Here is an 18,244-nt window from a genome sequence, read left to right on the forward strand (position 1 = left end):
ATCCCTTCGCCGGGTCCGTTGAAACCCGCGGGCCAGGCCCGATCAGGACAGGATTGATGAACGGAAATTTTCGCAACTTGGCCATCTGGCTGGTGATCCTATTCATGCTGCTGGGCCTGTTCCAGGTGTTCCAGTCCTCCAGCCGGACGGTATCCACGATCGAGCGTACCTACAGCCAGTTCGTTACCGATATCGATAATGGCCGTGTCGCTGAAGTCACCATCATCGACAATACCGTCCAGGGCAGGACCAATGAGGGCACCCGCTTTGAGGTGACCATCCCCGCTGGGGCCAACGTGGTCGAGCGGCTGGAAGATCACGGCGTTTCGATCACGGCGCGTGCGCCGGAAGGCTCGCCATTCTGGTCGATCCTGCTGTCGAGCTGGCTGCCCTTTATCGTCCTGATCGCTGTGTGGTTCTTCTTCATCCGGCAGATGCAGGGCGGGGGCCGTGGCGGAGCCATGGGGTTCGGAAAGAGCCGGGCCAAGATGCTCACCGAATCGTCGGGCAAGGTCACGTTTGAGGACGTGGCGGGCGTCGAGGAAGCCAAGCAGGACCTTGAGGAGATCGTGGAATTCCTGCGCGATCCCGGCAAGTTCCAGCGGCTCGGCGGGCGCATTCCGCGCGGCGTGTTGCTGGTTGGCCCTCCGGGTACCGGTAAGACCTTGCTGGCCCGGTCGGTTGCGGGCGAAGCCAATGTTCCGTTCTTTACCATTTCGGGTTCGGACTTCGTGGAAATGTTCGTCGGTGTCGGTGCGTCGCGGGTGCGCGACATGTTCGAGCAGGCCAAGAAGAATGCCCCGTGCATCATCTTCATTGACGAAATCGACGCTGTCGGACGTCAGCGCGGTGCGGGTCTTGGCGGCGGAAATGACGAGCGCGAGCAGACCCTGAACCAGCTGCTGGTGGAAATGGACGGGTTCGAGGCCAATGAAGGCATCATCCTGATCGCTGCCACCAACCGTCCCGACGTTCTCGATCCGGCGCTGCTGCGTCCGGGCCGTTTCGACCGCCAGGTCGTTGTGCCCAATCCTGACGTTGGCGGGCGCGAGCGCATCCTCAAGGTGCACGTGCGCAAGGTGCCGCTGGCTCCGGACGTCGACCTCAAGGTGCTGGCGCGCGGTACACCCGGCTTTTCGGGTGCTGACCTGATGAATCTCGTCAATGAAGCAGCGCTTCTGGCGGCCCGCCGCAACAAGCGGTTCGTGACCCATGCGGAGTTCGAGGATGCCAAGGACAAGATCCTGATGGGCGCTGAGCGCCGGACCATGGCCATGACCGATAGCGAGAAAAAACTCACCGCCTATCATGAGGCCGGTCACGCCTTGATCAACCTCAAGTTCAGCGGCAAGCTCGATCCCATCCACAAGGCAACGATCATCCCGCGCGGCCGAGCGCTGGGCATGGTGATGACGCTGCCTGAAAAGGACACCTATTCGTTCAGCCGCGAAAAGGCGGTGGCGCAGCTTGCCATGCTGTTCGGTGGGCGCGAGGCCGAAATCTACAAGTTCGGTCCGGAAAAGGTGACGTCGGGTGCGTCCGGTGACATCCAGATGGCAACCAATCTGGCCCGCTCCATGATCATGGAATGGGGCATGAGCGAAAAGCTCGGTCGTGTCCGCTACCGCTCCAACGACCAGGAAGTGTTCCTTGGCCATTCGGTGACCCAGTCCCAGCACATGTCCGATGAAACGGCCAAGCTGATCGACGAGGAAGTCCGGACATTGATCGAGGATGGGGAACGGACGGCTCGTGAGCTGATCCGGGAAAATATCGATCAATTCGAGGGGATTGCTCAGGCCCTGCTCGAATATGAAACGCTGACCGGGGACGAATTGCGTGACCTCATGGAGGGCAAGCAGCCGGTGCGTGACGCCGATAGCGACAACACGCCCAAGTCGACCGGCGTTCCTAAGGCCGGGAAGGCGCATAAGAAGCGCAGCGACGATCAGGGCGAGGCGGGTCTGGAACCGCAGCCTGGCACTTGAGCCAATCGCCTTGCGTAAAGATCAAAGGGCTGCCTTCGGGCAGCCCTTTTTGTTTGGTGCGCGGCTAGACCTCACGGCAAGGGAGCGGTGCGATAAAGCGCGATCCGGATGCCATTGTTGTCAACGCTGTCGCCGGGTTTGCCGAAGGGCAGGCTGGTGGCCGCGGCCAGCGTTTTATCCGCCGTGACCAGCCCGACCCGCCAGCCCGAAAAACGGCTCGAAAGCGAGCGGCCCAGCGCGCCATAAAGCGGATAGAGGCCCTTGCGATCTCCGATGCGCGCGCCATAGGGCGGATTGACGATGATCAGGCCGGGAGGCCCCTGTGGCCGTTCCAGCGTTTCCACGCCAGTTTGGGTAAAGCGGGTGACCGACGCTACCCCGGCGCGCTCGGCATTGGCTGTGCTCATGCGGATTGCACCGGCGTCGCGATCACTGCCGAAAAAGAGAAAGGGCGTGGTCTTGCTGGCGGTTGGCTGTTTCATCGCCGCCCAGCGTGCGGGATCAAAGCTTGCCAATTGCTCGAACGCAAATCCTCGTGCCCGTCCCGGTGATAGCCCAAGGGCGATTTCGGCAGCCTCGATGACGAACGTACCCGAGCCGCACATGGGATCGAGGATCGGCTCAGTGCCATCAAAACCGCATTGGCGCAGAAACAGGGCCGCAAGGGTTTCGCGCATGGGCGCCCGGTTGACCTCCTGCTTATGGCCGCGCCGGTGGAGGCCTTCGCCGGATGTGTCGACACTGATGGTGCACACGTCGGTGTCGATCCGAACGAGCACCCGAACAGCAGCATCAGGGGACAAAGGCGCGCCGAGGTCCTCGGCAATGGCGCGCTCGACGCGCTCAGCGGCTGCGCCGGAATGATAGATTCTCGATTTGCGGCAGCTGGCTTCAACCCGGATCGGAACGTCTTTGCGCAGTACCGCGCCCCACTCCACCTGACGGGCACGCCGGTCAAGCTGGGCGAGATGGTTGACGCGAAAGCTTGCAATCCGCACCAGAACCCGTCCGGCCCCGCGCAGCTCTAAATTGGCCCGCCAGACATCGGGCCAGTCACCCGTCAGCTCGACCCCGCCCTGGACCGGGCGAGGATCGGCAAAACCCAGAGATTTGGCTTCGGCACAGAGGGGCTTTTCCAGCCCCGGGGTGGCGACGAGGAAAATGGCGAGCGGTTTGGTATCCATGCGCCTGCATAGACGGAAGCTGTGCGAGAGGCGAATGAATTATGGTTTTGAGCAACGGGCCGAGGGCACCATGGCAGCGCCCCCGGAATCGTGGAAAATAATGTGTGGCCTATTGCATCGGTGTGGTGACACCCGGATCAGCCGGAGCCACGCCACCATCTTCCGGCGGGGGCATGTCGCAGGCGGCCAGAGCCAACATCAAAGGCAGAGCCAGAAGAGCAAGCAATTTACGCATTGGGATTCTCCTTATCTCCTAGAGCCATTCCTGATCTCTCAATCAGATCAGGCGCTCTAACTCCTTGTTTTATCGCGCTTCCGAACCGGAATGCCGGCTCAGTTTTTGGAACCGCTCTCGACAAACAAATGGCCGATCACAGGAAACGTTCCCTTCCGGACGAGCGGCATTGATTTGACCTGCAAAGACTGGGGACCGACGATGACGAAAATGTGATCATGGGAAATTGCAATGCAGATCAACAGGATAAGGTAATTTCGGTGCTTTCTGACCTTCGTGGAAAGTGGCGCGGATAAGGCAGGTGGGCAGGTGGGGCGCGTGGGTGACCGTTTTCTCCAGATGGCTTATAGACAGCGCTGATCGTTCTTTGCGTCAGGGCTCTTGATGACCGACCATATTCAAGCTGCAGCTGCCTCGCAGTCGACCGCTTTTTTCCAGCCGGTCTTTTCGGGCATTCTTGCGTCCATCGTCGGGTTTGCGAGTTCGTTCGCCATCGTTTTGCAGGGGCTCGATGCCGTTGGCGCGAGCCAGGGCGAGGCCGCTTCGGGGCTGTTCATCCTCACCCTCGTCATGGGTCTGGTGGGGATTGTGCTCAGCTTCCGGTTCAGGATGCCGCTGGCCATAGCGTGGTCGACGCCCGGCGCTGCCTTGCTGATCTCGACCGGCCCGGTGGAGGGCGGGTTCTCGGCAGCGGTCGGTGCCTTCATCGTTGCGGGGCTTCTCGTCGTCGTTTCAGGGCTGTGGCGGCCCTTCGGGCGGGCGATTGCGGCAATTCCGATGCCCCTCGCCAGTGCGATGCTGGCGGGGATATTGTTCAATCTCTGTCTCGCGCCCGTGCAAGCCGTGGCCGAACTGCCGATGCTGGCGCTGCCGGTGGTTTTGACCTGGGCGGTTTTGCTGCGCTTTGCACGGGTCTGGGCCGTTCCGGCGGCGGTGGCGGTGGCTGCGATCATGATCGCCATTTCGACTGACCTGCCTGCGGGTCTGTTCACCGACGCCTGGCCCCGTCCGATATTTGTTTCCCCGACACTCAATCTCGATGCTGTGATCGGGATTTCCATCCCGTTGTTTGTGGTGACCATGGCGTCACAGAACATTCCCGGCATGGCGGTGCTACGGGCCAATGGGTATGAACCAGACCCAAGCCCGGTGTTTGTGTCCACGGGGGCAGTGAGCGCCGTGGGCGCGCTGTTCGGCGGGCACCTGATCAACCTTGCCGCCATCACCGCGGCGCTTTGTGCCGGTCCCGAGGCGCATCCCGATACCGCCAAGCGTTATATCGCGGCCATGGCCGGGGGCGTCACCTATGTGCTGCTGGCCATCGGTGCGGGCGCTGCCGCGGCGTTTATTTCTGCAGCGCCGCCGCTGCTGATCGAAGCGGTGGCCGGGCTGGCGCTCATCAGCGCGCTGGCTGGTGCCTTGCTGGGGGCGGTATCGAGCGAACGGTTCCGGCTGCCCGCCGTTCTGACCTTCATCATCGCGGCGTCGGGTCTCACCCTGTTCGGCATCGGGGCGGCGTTTTGGGGCCTCGTTGCGGGTGGGGCAGTCCATATGCTGTGGAAAAACGCTCCAAAATAAAAAAGGCGGCCCATCACAGGCCGCCTTTTCAGATCAGGATATTTTTGGCTCAGAAACGATAGCGAACCGTGGCACGCAGCTCATGGATGAGGGCGTTGTCGATCGAATAGTGATTGACCGTCGCGCCAGAGTTTTCGATGCCGTTGATGTAGATGCCGCGATAGCCCAGATCGGCGACCACCGCTCCGAAATCATAGCCAGCGCCGACCATGGCCGCAGCCGCAAAGCTAGTGTTGGAACCATCCGGAATCGGAGACGCGCCCGAGGGGTAGGACACCGAGGAGCTGTTGAAGGCAATACCCGCGCCCGCGCCGACATAGCCAAAGGCACCACCGGCAGCAGACAGGCCCATATCGCCAAGGCCGAAGTCGTAATAGACGTTGGCGAGGGCGAGGGTCGAGCGCAGATTGAGGGTGTAGGGGCCGGCGTCTGAGGCGGCCGACGGAGGAGTCGTCTTGGTGATGCGCAGGCCTTCATTTTGCAGGTGATCGACGGTCACGTCGAAACGCAGGCCGGTGCCGGTTTCAAAGCCCGCACCGATACCGGCACTGTAGCCCCAGCCGAGCGCGTCGGTGTCGAAGCGATCGGGATTTGCGTTGGGATGGCGGACTTCCTTGGCCCACAACATGTTTCCGCCCAGACTGCCGCGCAGATAGAACGAACCCTTGAGGCCCTGATCCACCGGGGGGATATAAGGGGGGATGTAGTCCTTATAGACCGGATAGTTGAAGGAGATAGGATCTGCGGCGAGCGCTGCCGTCGATACCAATGCCGCTGCCCCCAGGGCAACTGAAACTGCCAGTTTTCTCATGTGTTCCCCAAGCGGATCAATATGTCGAATTGATCTAAACTTAGGGAAAGTTCCTTAAAACCCGCTTAACCCTGCGCATTATGCCTGAATGTCGGTTTTTTGGAGCAATCTGATCTGATTGAGGCAGATGAGGTGCTCCAATTGCGTGTGTGTCGCGCTTCCGAATTGGGTTTCGACTCTTAGGCTACTTTGCCGATGGCGGTGGCGATTTCATTGACCACCTGCGAGATCAGCGCGGCATCATCGCCTTCACCCATCACGCGGATCACGGGTTCAGTCCCCGACTCGCGGATCAACAGGCGGCCGGATGCCCCCAGGCGGATTTCGGCTTCGGCGATCAGATCGCGCACCGACTTGTCCTCAAGCGGCTTGCCGCGCCGGTAGCGCACATTCTGGAGCAGTTGCGGTACCGGCTCGAAGCGGTGGCAGACTTCCGAGACGGGTTTTCCCTCCTGCTTGACGACCGCAAGCAGTTGCAGGGCGGCCACCAGGCCATCGCCGGTGGTGGTGAAATCGGACAGGATGATGTGCCCCGATTGTTCGCCGCCGACGTTGTACCCCTTGCCCCGCATTGTCTCCAGCACGTAGCGATCGCCCACCTTGGTGCGTTCGAGCAGAAGGCCCATGTTTTCGAGGTAGCGCTGGAGCCCAAGATTGGACATCACCGTCGCGACGACCCCGCCACCTTCAAGCATGCCGCGCTCATGCCAGGACGAGCCGATGACCGCCATCAACTGGTCGCCATCGACCTTGTTGCCCTCTTCATCGACGATCAGAACGCGATCGGCATCGCCATCAAGCGCGATACCGATATCGGCGCGCAGTTCTTTCACCTTTTCGATCAGCGCGCCGGGCGCAGTCGACCCACAGCCATCATTGATGTTGAAACCATCTGGGGAGACCCCGATCGAGATTACCTCGGCCCCAAGCTCCCACAGGACTTCCGGGGCGGTTTTATAGGCGGCGCCGTTGGCGCAATCGACCACCACCCGCAGGCCGGTGAAATCGATATCGCGCGGCAGGGTCCGCTTGGCATATTCGACATAACGGGTGCGCGCTTCTTCCACGCGCCGCGCCCGACCTATCCTCTTGCCTCGGGCCAGGCGCGCGGACAGATCGGCATCGATCAGGTTCTCGATCTCCGTTTCGAAGCTGTCGGAGAGCTTGTAGCCGTCGGGACGGAAAAGCTTGATGCCATTGTCATCGAACTGATTGTGCGAGGCCGAGATCATCACGCCCACATCGGCTCGCAGCGAACGCGTCAACATCGCCACGGCTGGAGTGGGCATCGGGCCGAGCAATAGCACGTCCATGCCGACGGCGGTAAATCCGGCGGTGAGGGCGTTCTCGATCATATAGCCGGAGCGTCGCGTATCCTTGCCGATCACCACCCGGTGCGTATAGTCGCCGCGCTTGAAGGCCAGACCGGTTGCCATGCCGACGCGCAGGGCGAGTTCAGGCGTGAGTTTCGAGCCGTTGGCCAGGCCGCGAATTCCATCGGTGCCGAAATATTTACGAGCCATAGACATGTTCCCGGAAGCCTCAACAAGACATCAATGAATATACCCGCCCGGGTACAAAAAAAAGGCAAACCCCGGGTCGCGGTAAACCGGTAGGTCAGGCCGTGCGCTCCAGGGTCAGAAAGCGATAGGTGTTGACTGCGGCAAATGCTTCGGGAGACCGATAGTCCGCCTTGAGCCGCGCCACGATGTTCTCGCGCTCGGAGGCGGGGACGAACAGTTTGTAGGCCATGGTCGCGAACCAATAAAGAACAGGGCGCTTGCCTTCCAGCAGCCCGCGAATCTGCTCGACGGCGGGAGCGACGAAACCCCGATAGACGTTCTGATCGATGGCCATGCTTTGGGCAGCGGCAAGCGTTACGTCTTCGTTTTCGACGATGCGGAAGCCGTGCCGTTCAACCGCCTCGGTAAAGACGCTGTAGCGGTGACCGCCTCCGGGCTGCCGGTCGCCTTGATAGGCATCGGCGCGGAAACAGTCGGCAATGATGATTCGCCCGCCCGGTGCGAGAATCGCGCTCAGCTTGTCGAGGCTCACGTCCAGATCGACATATTGGAAGCTTTCCGAGAACAGGCAGATATCGAACGGGCCGACCTCGGTGAAGTCCTCGAACCTGGTTTCATGCACTTTTGCGTTCGGGCCGAGCTTTTCGGCGGCGACCTCAGCCTGCAGGTGGCTCGGGGTAATCATAGAAACGGTATAGCCCTTGTCGATCAAGACCTTGGCAAGTTCGCCGGTTCCGCCGCCGATATCGAGAAGACGCGCGGGAGCCGGCGGGATCAGGGCGAGAAGCTTGTCGACATAGCGCTCCTGAGCCATGCGGAGCTGGGGAATGTTGGGGCGCTCATCCGGCTCCCACAAGCCGTAATGCAGCCATGGGCTGTCCGCAAAAGTTTTGGCCACATGGACATAAAGGTCCAGCCCTTCAGTCTTGGTATCGATCCTCGCCACGTGTCGCTCCTCGTCGATGGTTCCCTTGGGTAGTCAAGGGCGTCGGTTCTGACAAGTACGCCCGTGCACACCGGGCCTTCCAATCGGGCCATTGCGAGGGTTCGACTGCGATTTTTGCTTATGGCTACACCTCTTTACCTTCCGCCCCTTGTCAAACAGGGCCGCCTTCTATATCGCCCCAGGTGGGCCATTCCTCCCCAACGAGGGACGACCCATCTGGAAGGATGGAGCAACATGACAGATATTCAAGCGGCCACCGCCGCACTCCCGGACGTGCGTCCGGCCAATCCCAATTTTTCTTCAGGTCCTTGCGCGAAGCGTCCCGGGTGGACGGTCGAAGCGCTTGCTGGCGCGCTGGTGGGGCGGTCCCACAGGGCCAAGCCGGCCAAGGCCCGTATCCAGCGCGCGATCAATCTGACGCGCGAATTGCTGGAAGTTCCCGCCGACTATCTGATCGGCATTGTTCCGGGCTCCGATACCGGAGCCGTGGAAATGGCGCTTTGGGGCATGTTGGGAGCCCGGGGCGTCGACATGCTGACATGGGAATCGTTCGGGGCCGGCTGGGTCACAGACGTTCAAAAGCAGTTGAAGCTGGATGATGTGCGCGTGCTCAAGGCCGAGTATGGCGAGCTGCCCGATCTTGCCCAGGTCGATTTTTCGCGGGACGTGGTATTCACCTGGAACGGTACGACCTCGGGTGTCCGCGTGCCGAATGGCGACTGGATTCCAGATGACCGCGAAGGGCTGACCATCTGCGATGCCACGTCCTCGGCCTTCGCGCAGGACATGGATTTCTCCAAGCTCGATGTGGTGACGTTCTCCTGGCAGAAGGCGCTGGGCGGGGAAGCCGCGCATGGCATCCTGATCCTGTCGCCGCGTGCGGTGGAACGGCTGGAAAGCTTTGTTCCGGAAAACCGTCCCTTGCCGAAAATTTTCCGTCTGACCAAGGGCGGAAAGCTGATGGCGGACATCTTTGAAGGCGCGACCATCAACACGGTTTCGATGATTTGTGTCGAAGACGCCGTGGACGCGATGGAATGGGGTCTTGAAGTTGGCGGGCTCAAGGGCCTGCAGGCGCGGGCTGACGCCAATGCCAAGGCGATTGCCGACTGGGTGGCAAAGACGGCGTGGGTCGATTTTCTCGCCGCTGATCCCGCCGTGCGGTCCAACACTTCGGTGTGCCTCAAGATTGTCGACCCTGAAGTGACGGCGCTTCCTGAGGAAGCTCAGGCGAAACTCGCCAAGGCGATCGTTGCCCGTCTCGATAAGGAAGGCGTCGCCTATGACATCGGTGCCTATCGCGACGCCCCAAGCGGCTTTCGCATCTGGTGCGGATCGACAGTTGAGACCGCTGACCTCGTGGCCCTGACGCCGTGGCTCGACTGGGCTTTCGCCGAGGAAAAGAAGGCAGCGCTGGCCGCCTGAGCCACCGCTGACGCCTTACATCCGTACTCGGTTCTGCCGGCTCACCTTGAATAGAAGGGTAACGGGCCGGCAGCCAACCTCAAGACATCTCATTCATGGAGGGCGCTATGCCCAAGGTACTCGTTTCGGACAAGATCAGCCCGGCGGCGATCGAGATTTTCAAGCGTAATGGAGTCGAGGTCGACTATCTTCCCGATGTCGGCAAGGACAAGGACAAGCTGGCCGAAATCATTGGACAGTATGACGGTCTTGCCATTCGCTCGGCGACCAAGGTGACCGACAAGATTTTGGCCAAGGCCGACAATCTCAAGGTGATCGGGCGCGCCGGGATCGGCGTGGACAATGTCGACATTCCGGCGGCGACCGCCAAGGGCGTGATCGTCATGAACACGCCGTTCGGAAACTCGATCACCACGGCGGAGCACGCCATTTCGATGATGCTGGCGCTGGCGCGCCAGATTCCCGAAGCCGACGCGTCGACCCGTGCCTCCAAGTGGGAAAAGAACCGCTTCATGGGTGTCGAGGTGACCAACAAAGTGCTCGGCCTGATCGGCTGCGGTAATATCGGTTCCATCGTTGCCGACCGCGCCCATGGGCTGCGCATGAAAGTGATTGCCTACGATCCTTTCCTGACCCCCGAACGGGCCGTTGACCTGGGCGTGGAAAAGGTTGAACTCGATGATCTCCTGGCGCGCGCCGATTTCATCACCCTCCACACGCCGCTGATCGATGCGACACGCAACATCCTCAATGCGGCTGCGTTCGCAAAAATGAAGGACGGGGTGCGGATCATCAACTGTGCCCGCGGCGGCCTGATCGACGAAGCAGCGCTCAAGGATGCCCTCGAAGCGGGCAAGGTCGCTGGTGCGGCGCTCGACGTGTTCCTCGAAGAGCCGGCCAAGGACAATCCGTTGTTCGATGTGCCCAATGTGATCTGCACGCCGCATCTTGGCGCGTCGACCACGGAAGCGCAGGAGAACGTGGCGTTGCAGGTTGCCGAGCAGATTGCGGCCTATCTGACGAGTGGCGAGATCACCAATGCGCTGAACTTCCCGTCGATTTCGGCGGAAGAAGCCCCAAGATTGACGCCATTCGTCAAACTTTCCGAACTGTTGGGGTCGTTTGCCGGTCAACTTACAGAAACCGGCATCAAGGGCATTCGCATCGAGTTCGAGGGTGATGTCTCCGCGCTCAATACGCGCCCGATGGTGGCGGCAGCGCTCAATGGCGTGCTCAAGCCGTTGCTGGGCGACGTGAACATGGTTTCGGCTCCGGCCCAGGCCAAGGAACGCGGCATTGCCGTGGAAACCGTCAATCGCGAGCAGGTCGGGGCCTATGATAACCTGATCCGTCTCACGGTCGTTACCGAGCGGCAGGAACGCAGCGTGGCCGGAACGGTCTATGGTTCGAAGGCGCCGCGGATCGTTGAGATCAAGGGGATCACGCTCGAAGCCGAATTGACCGAGGACATGCTCTACGTCACCAACGAGGACAAGCCCGGTTTCATTGGCCGGTTCGGTACGCTGATGGGCCAGCTTGGCATCAACATTGCCAACTTCAACCTCGGCCGCCTCGAAGAAGGCAAGGATGCGATCGCCCTGGTGTCGATCGACAGCCGGTTGTCCGACGAACAACTGGCCAAGATCAGCGAACTCGAAGGCGTGGTTCAGGCCAAGCGCCTGGTTTTCACCGTTTGATCTCTGATCTCGCTCAGATCAGGAAGGCCGGCAGAAATGCCGGCCTTTTTCATGGCTGGGGCTTGAGGATAGTCTGGAGATTGCGGCGGGCGGCGTATTCGGCAAGGCCGATGCCCGCGACGATGAACGCCGCCGCAATGATGTGGAAGGTCTCAAGGCTTTCGCCCAGCATGAGCACGGCGAGCACTGCGCCAACCACGGGGATCAGGTTGATGAACAGGCTGGCGCGGTTGGGTCCGATCAATTCGACGCCCTGCGCGTAGGTCATCTGGGCAACGATGGAGGGAAGCAGTGCGACATAAGCGACCACCAGCCACCCGCGCCAACTCATGACGGCGACCGAGGAGGCAAGACCCGAGAAGCCGGTGGAAAACAGGAACTGATAGACCAGAGCGGAGAGTGCGGCAAAAAAGCTGGTGACGGCGATAAAGCTCATCCAGCCGATGCGCGGCTTGTAGCGCAGCAAAAGCGAATGCAGCGCATAGAGCAGGGACGCACCGAGCATCATGGCGTCGCCGATGTTGAGATCAAGGCCGAACAGCCGCAGCGGCGCGCCATGGCTGGCCACGTGGATGACCCCATAAATGGTGAGAACCACGCCTATGACATGGAGCGATGATGCCCGGACGCGGAAGATCAGGAAATTGCCGATCATCACCAGCACCGGGATCGCGGCCTGGATCATGGCGACGTTAACGGCAGCGGTGAAGGTGGTTGCGCCGTAGAGCAGGGCATTGAAGCTGGTGAAGCCGACGACGCCATAAAACACCAGCCAGCCGAGGCCGCGGCGGATTTCACCCCACTGCGAACGCAGTTCGGACCAGGCAAAGGGCAGGATGATGACGAAGGCCGCGATCCAGCGCATAGCGGAAAGCGCGTATGGATCGAGTTCGCCGATCGCGTATTTTCCAGCAATGATATTTCCGCCCCAGAACAGCGCCGACAGCGTCAAAAGCATATAGGGCTGGCGCGCGAGCCAGGAAAAGGCGCTCGTCGGAGCGGAAGTGGGCGTAGTCTTTGTCATAACGGGCCTTGTACTTTATAGAACACGGACTTATCAGCGTTTCGGCCCCGGGTGAATGGCCAATAGCGGCCCGGCCAGTGCGGAGAGCCACGGCGGCGCGGGCGTGACGGAAAAAAGGAACTAGGCGTAAATGGCGAATGTTGTGGTGGTCGGCTCGCAGTGGGGCGACGAAGGCAAAGGCAAGATCGTTGACTGGCTGTCCGAGCGCGCCGATGTGGTTGTGCGCTATCAGGGCGGCCACAATGCCGGCCACACGCTGGTTATCGATGGGGTCAGCTACAAGCTCTCGCTGTTGCCCTCAGGGCTGGTGCGCGGCAAGTTTTCGGTGATCGGCAACGGGGTTGTGGTGGACCCGCACCATTTCGTCGCCGAGATCGAAAAACTGGCCGGGCAGGGCGTCTCGGTGACGCCCGAGGTCCTGCGCGTTGCCGAAAACGCACCCCTGATCCTGTCGCTGCACCGCGAACTGGACGCGCTGCGCGAGGATTCCAATTCCGGGCTCAAGATTGGCACGACGCGGCGCGGCATCGGTCCCGCCTATGAGGACAAGGTGGGGCGGCGTGCGATCCGCGTGTGTGATCTGGCCGAGCCCGAAACGCTGATGGACAAGATCGAACGGTTGCTCACCCACCACAATGCCCTGCGCCGTGGAATTGGTGCGCCGGAGATTTCGGCACAAGCTATCCATCAGGAGCTTTTGCAGGTTGCCGACCAGATCCTGCCCTTTATGGACCGGGTGTGGGAACTGCTCGATGTACGGCGGCGGCGTGGCGAGCGCATCCTGTTTGAAGGAGCGCAGGGTGCGCTGCTCGATAACGATCATGGCACCTATCCGTTCGTGACCTCATCGAACACGGTGGCCGGACAGGCGGCGCCCGGGTCGGGCTTGGGGCCCGCGGCTATCGACTACGTGCTGGGGATCACCAAGGCCTATACAACAAGAGTGGGCGAAGGGCCGTTCCCGACGGAGCAGGACAATGAGATCGGGCAGTTCCTTGGCGAGAAGGGCAATGAATTCGGCGTTGTGACCGGGCGCAAGCGGCGTTGCGGCTGGTTCGACGCGGTGATCGTGCGCCAGACGGTGCGGACCTCGGGCATTCACGGCATCGCGCTGACCAAGCTCGACGTCCTCGACGGGATGGACGAAATCAAGGTCTGCGTTGCCTATGAGCTTGATGGCGAGAGGATCGACTACCTGCCTGCCTCAATGGGAGCACAAAGTCGAGTCAAGCCAATTTATGAAACGCTGGAAGGCTGGAAAGACACCACGGCGGGGGCTCGCAGCTGGGCGGATTTGCCGGCCCAGGCGGTCAAATATGTGCGCCATATCGAAGAACTTATCGGCGCGCCGGTGGCCATGCTTTCCACCAGTCCTGAGCGTGAAGACACAATTCTGGTCCAGGACCCGTTCCAAGATTGAGTTTTCTTGTTTAGAAACAATATCGTTCCAATGCCGGCAACAAGTGATGTTGAGTAGATAATGGCCGATTATCGCGAACTGTTGCGCAAGGCGATCGATGCCCTGCCGGACAATACCGGGGCCAATCGCCGGGCGGTTTATGAGAAGGCGCGCAGTGCACTCGTTGCCCAGCTGCGCGCCATCGACCCGCCGCTGCCAGCTCGCGAGATCACCACCCATCGCCTCAACCTCGAAGACTGCATCCGCGAAGTCGAACATGAAGCGACCGAGCGGCTGCTGGGCCGGTTCCGGGCTATCGAGGACGCGCCGCTGGAGCCGACCCCGGACGTCCTGCCGGTTGAGGACGAGCAGAGGGAGCCGGATTATCTTGATGCGGAGGCCGAGGAGCGCGACTTCGAAGCGCCCCAGGCTGATGCACCCGATGCCGATGAAGAGCCCGCTCCGGAGCCTATCGATCCCGAAGCGGGCTTCTGGCCAAAAGACGATGAGCCGGAGACGGGCAGTTCAGAAGCCGATCCTTACGCGGTGCCGCCCGTTGTAGAAGTCTGGCACGAGGACGAGGCAGAAGAACGGCCCGCCGAACCGGCTGAGCCAGACGACGCCGAGGACACATTCACCGATCAGGCCAGTGGCTGGGAGACCGAGAGCTGGGCGCCCGCCGAGGAAGCTCCTGAAGAGACCCCGTCGGACACCGCTGACGAACCCCGGTCGTTCAGTGCGGGATCGATCGAGGATATTATCGCTTCGGCGGAACAGGCGGCAGCGCCATGGGTTCCCGATACGGTGATCCTGGACGAGGCGGACGAGCCTGCCGTCGTTGCTCCATCGGTTTCCCCCGGGGCCGGAGACGCCCCTTCGGGCGAGCACCATTTCCTCACCTCAGCGGCCGATGCAGAGCCGCACCCCGTTCCGCCGCTGGTCGATGTTCATGGCCGCCCGCTGGGAGCCGCGCAACCGACAGAGGCTGCGTCTGAAACGGCGATGTCGAGCGTTCACGAGGTGGACCTTGAACCTGGGCTGCTGTCGCGTCCGGAGGTTTCCGATGCCCAGGTGGCCATTGACCGGGCGATTGCTGCCCTCGATCGCGAGGCGCGGGGCGAAACCGAAGCCCCGGACGATAGCGATGCCGCTCCCGCCGAACAGGCTGCGGGGCGCGAGCCTGATGCCGGGCCGGAAGCGCGAGGGGGCGGTTTCAGCGCCCTGACCATTTTCCTTGTCATTTCTGTGTTGCTGCTGGGCGGCGGTGGCTTGGCCGGGTATTTTGCGTGGCGTGAAGGGTTCATCGATCTCAATGCGGTGTTCGCGCAAAGCGGTGCGTCGACGACCGACACGGCAGGAGACAGTGCGGTTGCGGACGGCGGGGCGGACGAGCCCGTATTGTCGGCGACCAACACGACGCCGGAGGTGCCCAGCACCAATGGTGAAGTCGCCGGGGCAGCGATGCCGGGCGAAACCCTGCCCTTCACCGAAACGGAAACACCCGCGCCGACAACCACCGAGCCCGAAGCGAGCTTTGAAGATCGTCTGCCAGCCGAAGCGCAGACGCCCGCCGAGCCTGACGCACAGGTTCCGGAGGACGATGGCATCGCGCTGGCCGCCGAGGGCGCGCAGTCCTTGCTGCTCGAAGAACAATCGGGCGGAGCGACCGGGGCGGTGCCGTATTCGGGCAGCGTTGAGTGGTCGCGCGGGACCGATGAACTGGGGCACCCCACCATCATCGCCGACGCGTCGATACCGGCCCGCAATCTGGATGTGGAAGTGCTGTTGCGCCGCAATGCCGACGCCAACCTGCCGGCTAGCCATCTGATGGAAGTCAAGTTCACGGTGGCAGAGAGCTTTGTCGGCGGTTCGATCGCGAACCTGCCCGGCGTGTTGCTCAAGGACGCCGAACTTGTCCAGGGGCAACCCCTGACGGGCGCCTCGGCGCGGATCGTGGGGAACTCCTTCCTGTTCGCACTGTCGAGTGCGAGCGATATCGACGTCCAGAACAACCTGAACCTGCTGTCCAGCCGGTCTTGGATCGACCTGGCCATGGTGTATGGCACCGGGCGGCGCGCTATCCTGACCCTGGAAAAGGGCGAGGACGGCGCTGAGATCTTCGAGGATGTGCTGGGGGCGTGGGCGGCGCTGGATGATGCCGCCTTGCCGTCCGAGGGCGACGACGCTGCATCCGCCGCGGGAGAAGACGCCGTTTAAGGCTTTAGGGTCTGGCCGTCTTCGATGCGATAGAGTCTTGTGGCCAGGGTTTCGATATCTTCGTCCTGATGCGACACGATAATGGTGCGCCAGCCCCGTTCGCGGACCAGGTTGGCCACGGTTTGGCGGATTGGGCCCGCAGTTTCGGCGTCGAGCCCGTTGAAGGGCTCGTCGAGAAGCAGGATCGGGCGGTCGCGCAGGAGCGTCCGCGCCAGCGCAACGCGCTGCTTCTGGCCACCTGAGAGCTGGGCTGCCCGGCGGTGGACCATATCCTCTAGTTTCATCCGGATGAGTGCATCCACCACCCGTTCATCGTCGGCCTTGACCCGGTTTCCCAGACCCAGGGCGACATTGGCCCCTGCCGACAGGTGTTCGAACAGATTGTCGGCCTGAAACAGGATCGAGACAGGGCGGTTTTCCGGAGCAGTGCCAAGGATGGAGCGACCGTCAAGGCGGATGTCGCCGCCCTGCGGGGTGAGGAAACCGGCGATCAGATCGAACAGCGTGGATTTCCCCGAACCCGAAGGGCCGACCAGACCGACGATCTCCCCTGCTGCCACGGTCATGTCGAAGCGAAAACGCAAATCGTTGCGGGGATAGCGGAAGGTGAGATCAGCGATTTCGAGCATTGGTGAGCCAGTCGAACAGTTTGGGGATGAAGATGAAGGCCGAAACGCTCAGCAGCAGCAGGATTGCGGCGATGGCGTCGGCATCGTTGGTACGATAGGCTCCCAGCGCGCGGTACATCAGCCAGGGCAGGGTGGAGAATTCGGAGGTGCCGAACAGCGAGATGACCCCGAGATCGCCCAGCGAAAACACAAAGGCGATGGCGAGGGCATAGCCGATGGGCTGGCCGAGCAGCGGCCATTCGATACGTCGCCATTGGGTGAGCGAGGAAAGCCCCAACGTGCGGATGACCCGTTCGTGACGCAGCGCCAGCGCTTCGAGGGGCGGCGCAAGCGTCGCAAAAACGAAGGGCAGGGCGAGCAGCGCATTGGCGAGGATCAGCACGCCCGGCGCAACGGCCAGCGGCGGCAGGCCGGTAAGGCGGGCCAGCAGAAAGAACCCAAGAGACAGCACGACAGCCGGTACGGCCAGATAGGCAAAGACCGGAAACCCCAGGACCGCGCGCAGGGGCGAACCGTGGGGTTGCAGCGCCCGCGCCATGCCCAGTGCCGTGCCCAAAGCGACGGTGAGCAGGGCGCTGAGGGTGCCGACGACAAGGCTGGTGCTGGCAGCACGCCAGAAGCCAGGCTGCACCAGAACGCCGCTCATCGCGCCAGCACCCTTGGTGAGCACGGCGGCAAGGGGGGCGAGAAAGCCTGCGGCAAGGACAAGCAGCAAGAGGGACTGGACAGCCGACAGCCATGGCTTTTCTGGCCAGTGCAGGCCGCCGCGCGCGCCAAACAGCGTCGAAGCTGGGGCGAGCGTGGAGGCGGGGATGATGATGGCCGCGCAGACGAGAAGCTGGATCAGCGCGAGTTTGACCGCCGCGCCCAGATCGAAATCAAGCCGCACCGCCTGATAGATGGCGACCTCGAAGGTTTGATTGGCGGGGCCGCCCCCAAGGGTGAGAACAATCGGGAAACTGGTGAAACACAGCAGGAAAACGGTGGCGGCGACACCAGGGATCGAAGCACCAAGTGCGGGCAGGTCGATGATGGCAAAACGGCGTATGGGACCAAGCCCAAGGCTGCGTCCCAGCTTGAGCTTGTCGGTGGGAATAGCGGCGAGCCTGTCGAGAAAGATACGGCCGGAAAAAGCGCCATTGAGAATGACGTGGGCGGCAAGAATGCCGCCCAATCCAAAGATTGATGACCCCGTTTGCAGGCCAAAAGGGGCAAGCACGAGGTTGGCCCAGCCCTGCCGGCCCCAGATGGCCAGAAGGCCCGAGACAATGACCAGTGCAGGCATGACCAGTGCCGTCGACAGCATGCCGATGACGAGGGCACGACCGGGAAAGCGCAAGCGGTCGAGCACCCAGGCCAGAACTATCCCCGCGAGAATCGAGAGGAGCGTCGAGAGGCTTGCCTGAACGAGCGACATGGCGAGGAGGTCGCCAATGCCGGTGACGCTGGAGCCCGTGGTCGCAAAGCGCTGCCCGGCGATCCACAGGGCGCCGAGCAGCGAGGCAATCAGCAAGGCGATGGCGGCGGCGATGACCGCCCCGACAAGGCGGCGGCCGGGACGCCAGAGGTGTGAACTCCCGGCCATCTC

The 18,244-nt window shown here is 61.9% G+C and carries 14 protein-coding genes; 6 read left to right on the forward strand and 8 right to left on the reverse strand.

Annotated elements, in window-relative coordinates; all coding sequences use genetic code 11:
• Nucleotides 1-56 precede the first annotated feature (56 nt).
• On the forward strand, nucleotides 57-1,988 hold the full coding sequence (gene ftsH / locus VNS12_RS02570) for an ATP-dependent zinc metalloprotease FtsH (protein ID WP_325486274.1): 1,932 nt from the start codon (nucleotides 57-59) through the stop codon (nucleotides 1,986-1,988).
• Nucleotides 1,989-2,059: 71 nt separating this feature from the next.
• Here ftsH and VNS12_RS02575 read toward each other — a convergent pair whose 3' ends face one another.
• Together VNS12_RS02575 and VNS12_RS02580 are read right to left on the reverse strand one after the other, a co-directional pair.
• Entirely contained in the window at nucleotides 2,060-3,172 is a 1,113-nt protein-coding gene (locus tag VNS12_RS02575; protein WP_325486275.1) for a THUMP domain-containing class I SAM-dependent RNA methyltransferase, read from the reverse strand.
• Nucleotides 3,173-3,281: 109 nt separating this feature from the next.
• Nucleotides 3,282-3,407, reverse strand: coding sequence for a hypothetical protein (locus tag VNS12_RS02580; RefSeq protein ID WP_325486276.1), 126 nt, complete (start codon nucleotides 3,405-3,407; stop codon nucleotides 3,282-3,284).
• Between the two features lie 384 nt (nucleotides 3,408-3,791).
• Here VNS12_RS02580 and VNS12_RS02585 point away from each other — a divergent pair, with 384 nt between their 5' ends.
• Nucleotides 3,792-4,985, forward strand: a complete 1,194-nt coding sequence (locus VNS12_RS02585; RefSeq protein WP_325486277.1) for a benzoate/H(+) symporter BenE family transporter — start codon at nucleotides 3,792-3,794, stop codon at nucleotides 4,983-4,985.
• Nucleotides 4,986-5,034: 49 nt separating this feature from the next.
• Here the strand turns inward: VNS12_RS02585 and VNS12_RS02590 are convergent, their stop codons facing one another.
• The 3 genes from VNS12_RS02590 to VNS12_RS02600 all read right to left on the reverse strand — a co-directional run bounded on the left by VNS12_RS02590 (nucleotide 5,035) and on the right by VNS12_RS02600 (nucleotide 8,265).
• A complete protein-coding gene (locus tag VNS12_RS02590) occupies nucleotides 5,035-5,796 on the reverse strand; it encodes an outer membrane protein (RefSeq protein ID WP_325486278.1) in 762 nt (253 codons plus the stop codon).
• Between the two features lie 179 nt (nucleotides 5,797-5,975).
• Nucleotides 5,976-7,319 carry a phosphoglucosamine mutase gene (gene glmM, locus VNS12_RS02595; RefSeq protein WP_325486279.1) on the reverse strand — a complete coding sequence of 448 codons (1,344 nt, stop codon included), beginning with the start codon at nucleotides 7,317-7,319 and terminating at the stop codon, nucleotides 5,976-5,978.
• A 94-nt stretch (nucleotides 7,320-7,413) separates the two neighbouring features.
• Nucleotides 7,414-8,265 (reverse strand): class I SAM-dependent methyltransferase, encoded by an 852-nt coding sequence (locus VNS12_RS02600; RefSeq protein WP_325486280.1) that lies wholly within the window; start codon nucleotides 8,263-8,265, stop codon nucleotides 7,414-7,416.
• A 234-nt stretch (nucleotides 8,266-8,499) separates the two neighbouring features.
• Here VNS12_RS02600 and VNS12_RS02605 point away from each other — a divergent pair, with 234 nt between their 5' ends.
• Both VNS12_RS02605 and serA read left to right on the forward strand, forming a co-directional pair.
• On the forward strand, nucleotides 8,500-9,690 hold the full coding sequence (locus tag VNS12_RS02605) for a phosphoserine transaminase (RefSeq protein WP_325486281.1): 1,191 nt from the start codon (nucleotides 8,500-8,502) through the stop codon (nucleotides 9,688-9,690).
• A 107-nt stretch (nucleotides 9,691-9,797) separates the two neighbouring features.
• Entirely contained in the window at nucleotides 9,798-11,387 is a 1,590-nt protein-coding gene (gene serA, locus VNS12_RS02610; protein ID WP_325486282.1) for a phosphoglycerate dehydrogenase, read from the forward strand.
• A gap of 49 nt (nucleotides 11,388-11,436) precedes the next feature.
• Here serA and VNS12_RS02615 read toward each other — a convergent pair whose 3' ends face one another.
• Nucleotides 11,437-12,411 carry a DMT family transporter gene (locus VNS12_RS02615; protein ID WP_325486283.1) on the reverse strand — a complete coding sequence of 325 codons (975 nt, stop codon included), beginning with the start codon at nucleotides 12,409-12,411 and terminating at the stop codon, nucleotides 11,437-11,439.
• Between the two features lie 130 nt (nucleotides 12,412-12,541).
• On the opposite strand from VNS12_RS02615, the gene VNS12_RS02620 reads away from it, so the two are divergent.
• Nucleotides 12,542-13,831 carry an adenylosuccinate synthase gene (locus VNS12_RS02620; protein ID WP_325486284.1) on the forward strand — a complete coding sequence of 430 codons (1,290 nt, stop codon included), beginning with the start codon at nucleotides 12,542-12,544 and terminating at the stop codon, nucleotides 13,829-13,831.
• Between the two features lie 60 nt (nucleotides 13,832-13,891).
• Nucleotides 13,892-16,027, forward strand: coding sequence for a hypothetical protein (locus VNS12_RS02625; protein WP_325486285.1), 2,136 nt, complete (start codon nucleotides 13,892-13,894; stop codon nucleotides 16,025-16,027).
• On the opposite strand, the gene VNS12_RS02630 is transcribed toward VNS12_RS02625, so the two are convergent.
• A complete protein-coding gene (locus tag VNS12_RS02630; protein WP_325486286.1) occupies nucleotides 16,024-16,656 on the reverse strand; it encodes an ATP-binding cassette domain-containing protein in 633 nt (210 codons plus the stop codon). The two genes, VNS12_RS02625 and VNS12_RS02630, sit on opposite strands and share 4 nt — an antisense overlap.
• The gene (locus VNS12_RS02635; RefSeq protein ID WP_325486287.1) at nucleotides 16,640-18,241 is read right to left on the reverse strand and encodes an ABC transporter permease family protein; all 1,602 of its coding nucleotides are present in this window, start codon (nucleotides 18,239-18,241) and stop codon (nucleotides 16,640-16,642) included. The genes VNS12_RS02630 and VNS12_RS02635 overlap by 17 nt, the downstream gene beginning before the upstream one ends.
• Between the last annotated feature and the right edge of the window lie 3 nt (nucleotides 18,242-18,244).

This window comes from Pelagibacterium sp. (genome assembly GCF_035555455.1).
Taxonomy (GTDB): domain Bacteria; phylum Pseudomonadota; class Alphaproteobacteria; order Rhizobiales; family Devosiaceae; genus Pelagibacterium.

What these genes read in the sequence shown, in the direction of transcription:
- ftsH (WP_325486274.1), top strand. Translation starts at nt 57, where the DNA reads ATGAACGGAAATTTTCGCAACTTGGCCATCTGGCTGGTGATCCTATTC.
- VNS12_RS02575 (WP_325486275.1), bottom strand. Translation starts at nt 3,172, where the DNA reads ATGGATACCAAACCGCTCGCCATTTTCCTCGTCGCCACCCCGGGGCTG.
- VNS12_RS02580 (WP_325486276.1), bottom strand. Translation starts at nt 3,407, where the DNA reads ATGCGTAAATTGCTTGCTCTTCTGGCTCTGCCTTTGATGTTGGCTCTG.
- VNS12_RS02585 (WP_325486277.1), top strand. Translation starts at nt 3,792, where the DNA reads ATGACCGACCATATTCAAGCTGCAGCTGCCTCGCAGTCGACCGCTTTT.
- VNS12_RS02590 (WP_325486278.1), bottom strand. Translation starts at nt 5,796, where the DNA reads ATGAGAAAACTGGCAGTTTCAGTTGCCCTGGGGGCAGCGGCATTGGTA.
- glmM (WP_325486279.1), bottom strand. Translation starts at nt 7,319, where the DNA reads ATGGCTCGTAAATATTTCGGCACCGATGGAATTCGCGGCCTGGCCAAC.
- VNS12_RS02605 (WP_325486281.1), top strand. Translation starts at nt 8,500, where the DNA reads ATGACAGATATTCAAGCGGCCACCGCCGCACTCCCGGACGTGCGTCCG.
- serA (WP_325486282.1), top strand. Translation starts at nt 9,798, where the DNA reads ATGCCCAAGGTACTCGTTTCGGACAAGATCAGCCCGGCGGCGATCGAG.
- VNS12_RS02615 (WP_325486283.1), bottom strand. Translation starts at nt 12,411, where the DNA reads ATGACAAAGACTACGCCCACTTCCGCTCCGACGAGCGCCTTTTCCTGG.
- VNS12_RS02620 (WP_325486284.1), top strand. Translation starts at nt 12,542, where the DNA reads ATGGCGAATGTTGTGGTGGTCGGCTCGCAGTGGGGCGACGAAGGCAAA.
- VNS12_RS02625 (WP_325486285.1), top strand. Translation starts at nt 13,892, where the DNA reads ATGGCCGATTATCGCGAACTGTTGCGCAAGGCGATCGATGCCCTGCCG.
- VNS12_RS02630 (WP_325486286.1), bottom strand. Translation starts at nt 16,656, where the DNA reads ATGCTCGAAATCGCTGATCTCACCTTCCGCTATCCCCGCAACGATTTG.
- VNS12_RS02635 (WP_325486287.1), bottom strand. Translation starts at nt 18,241, where the DNA reads ATGGCCGGGAGTTCACACCTCTGGCGTCCCGGCCGCCGCCTTGTCGGG.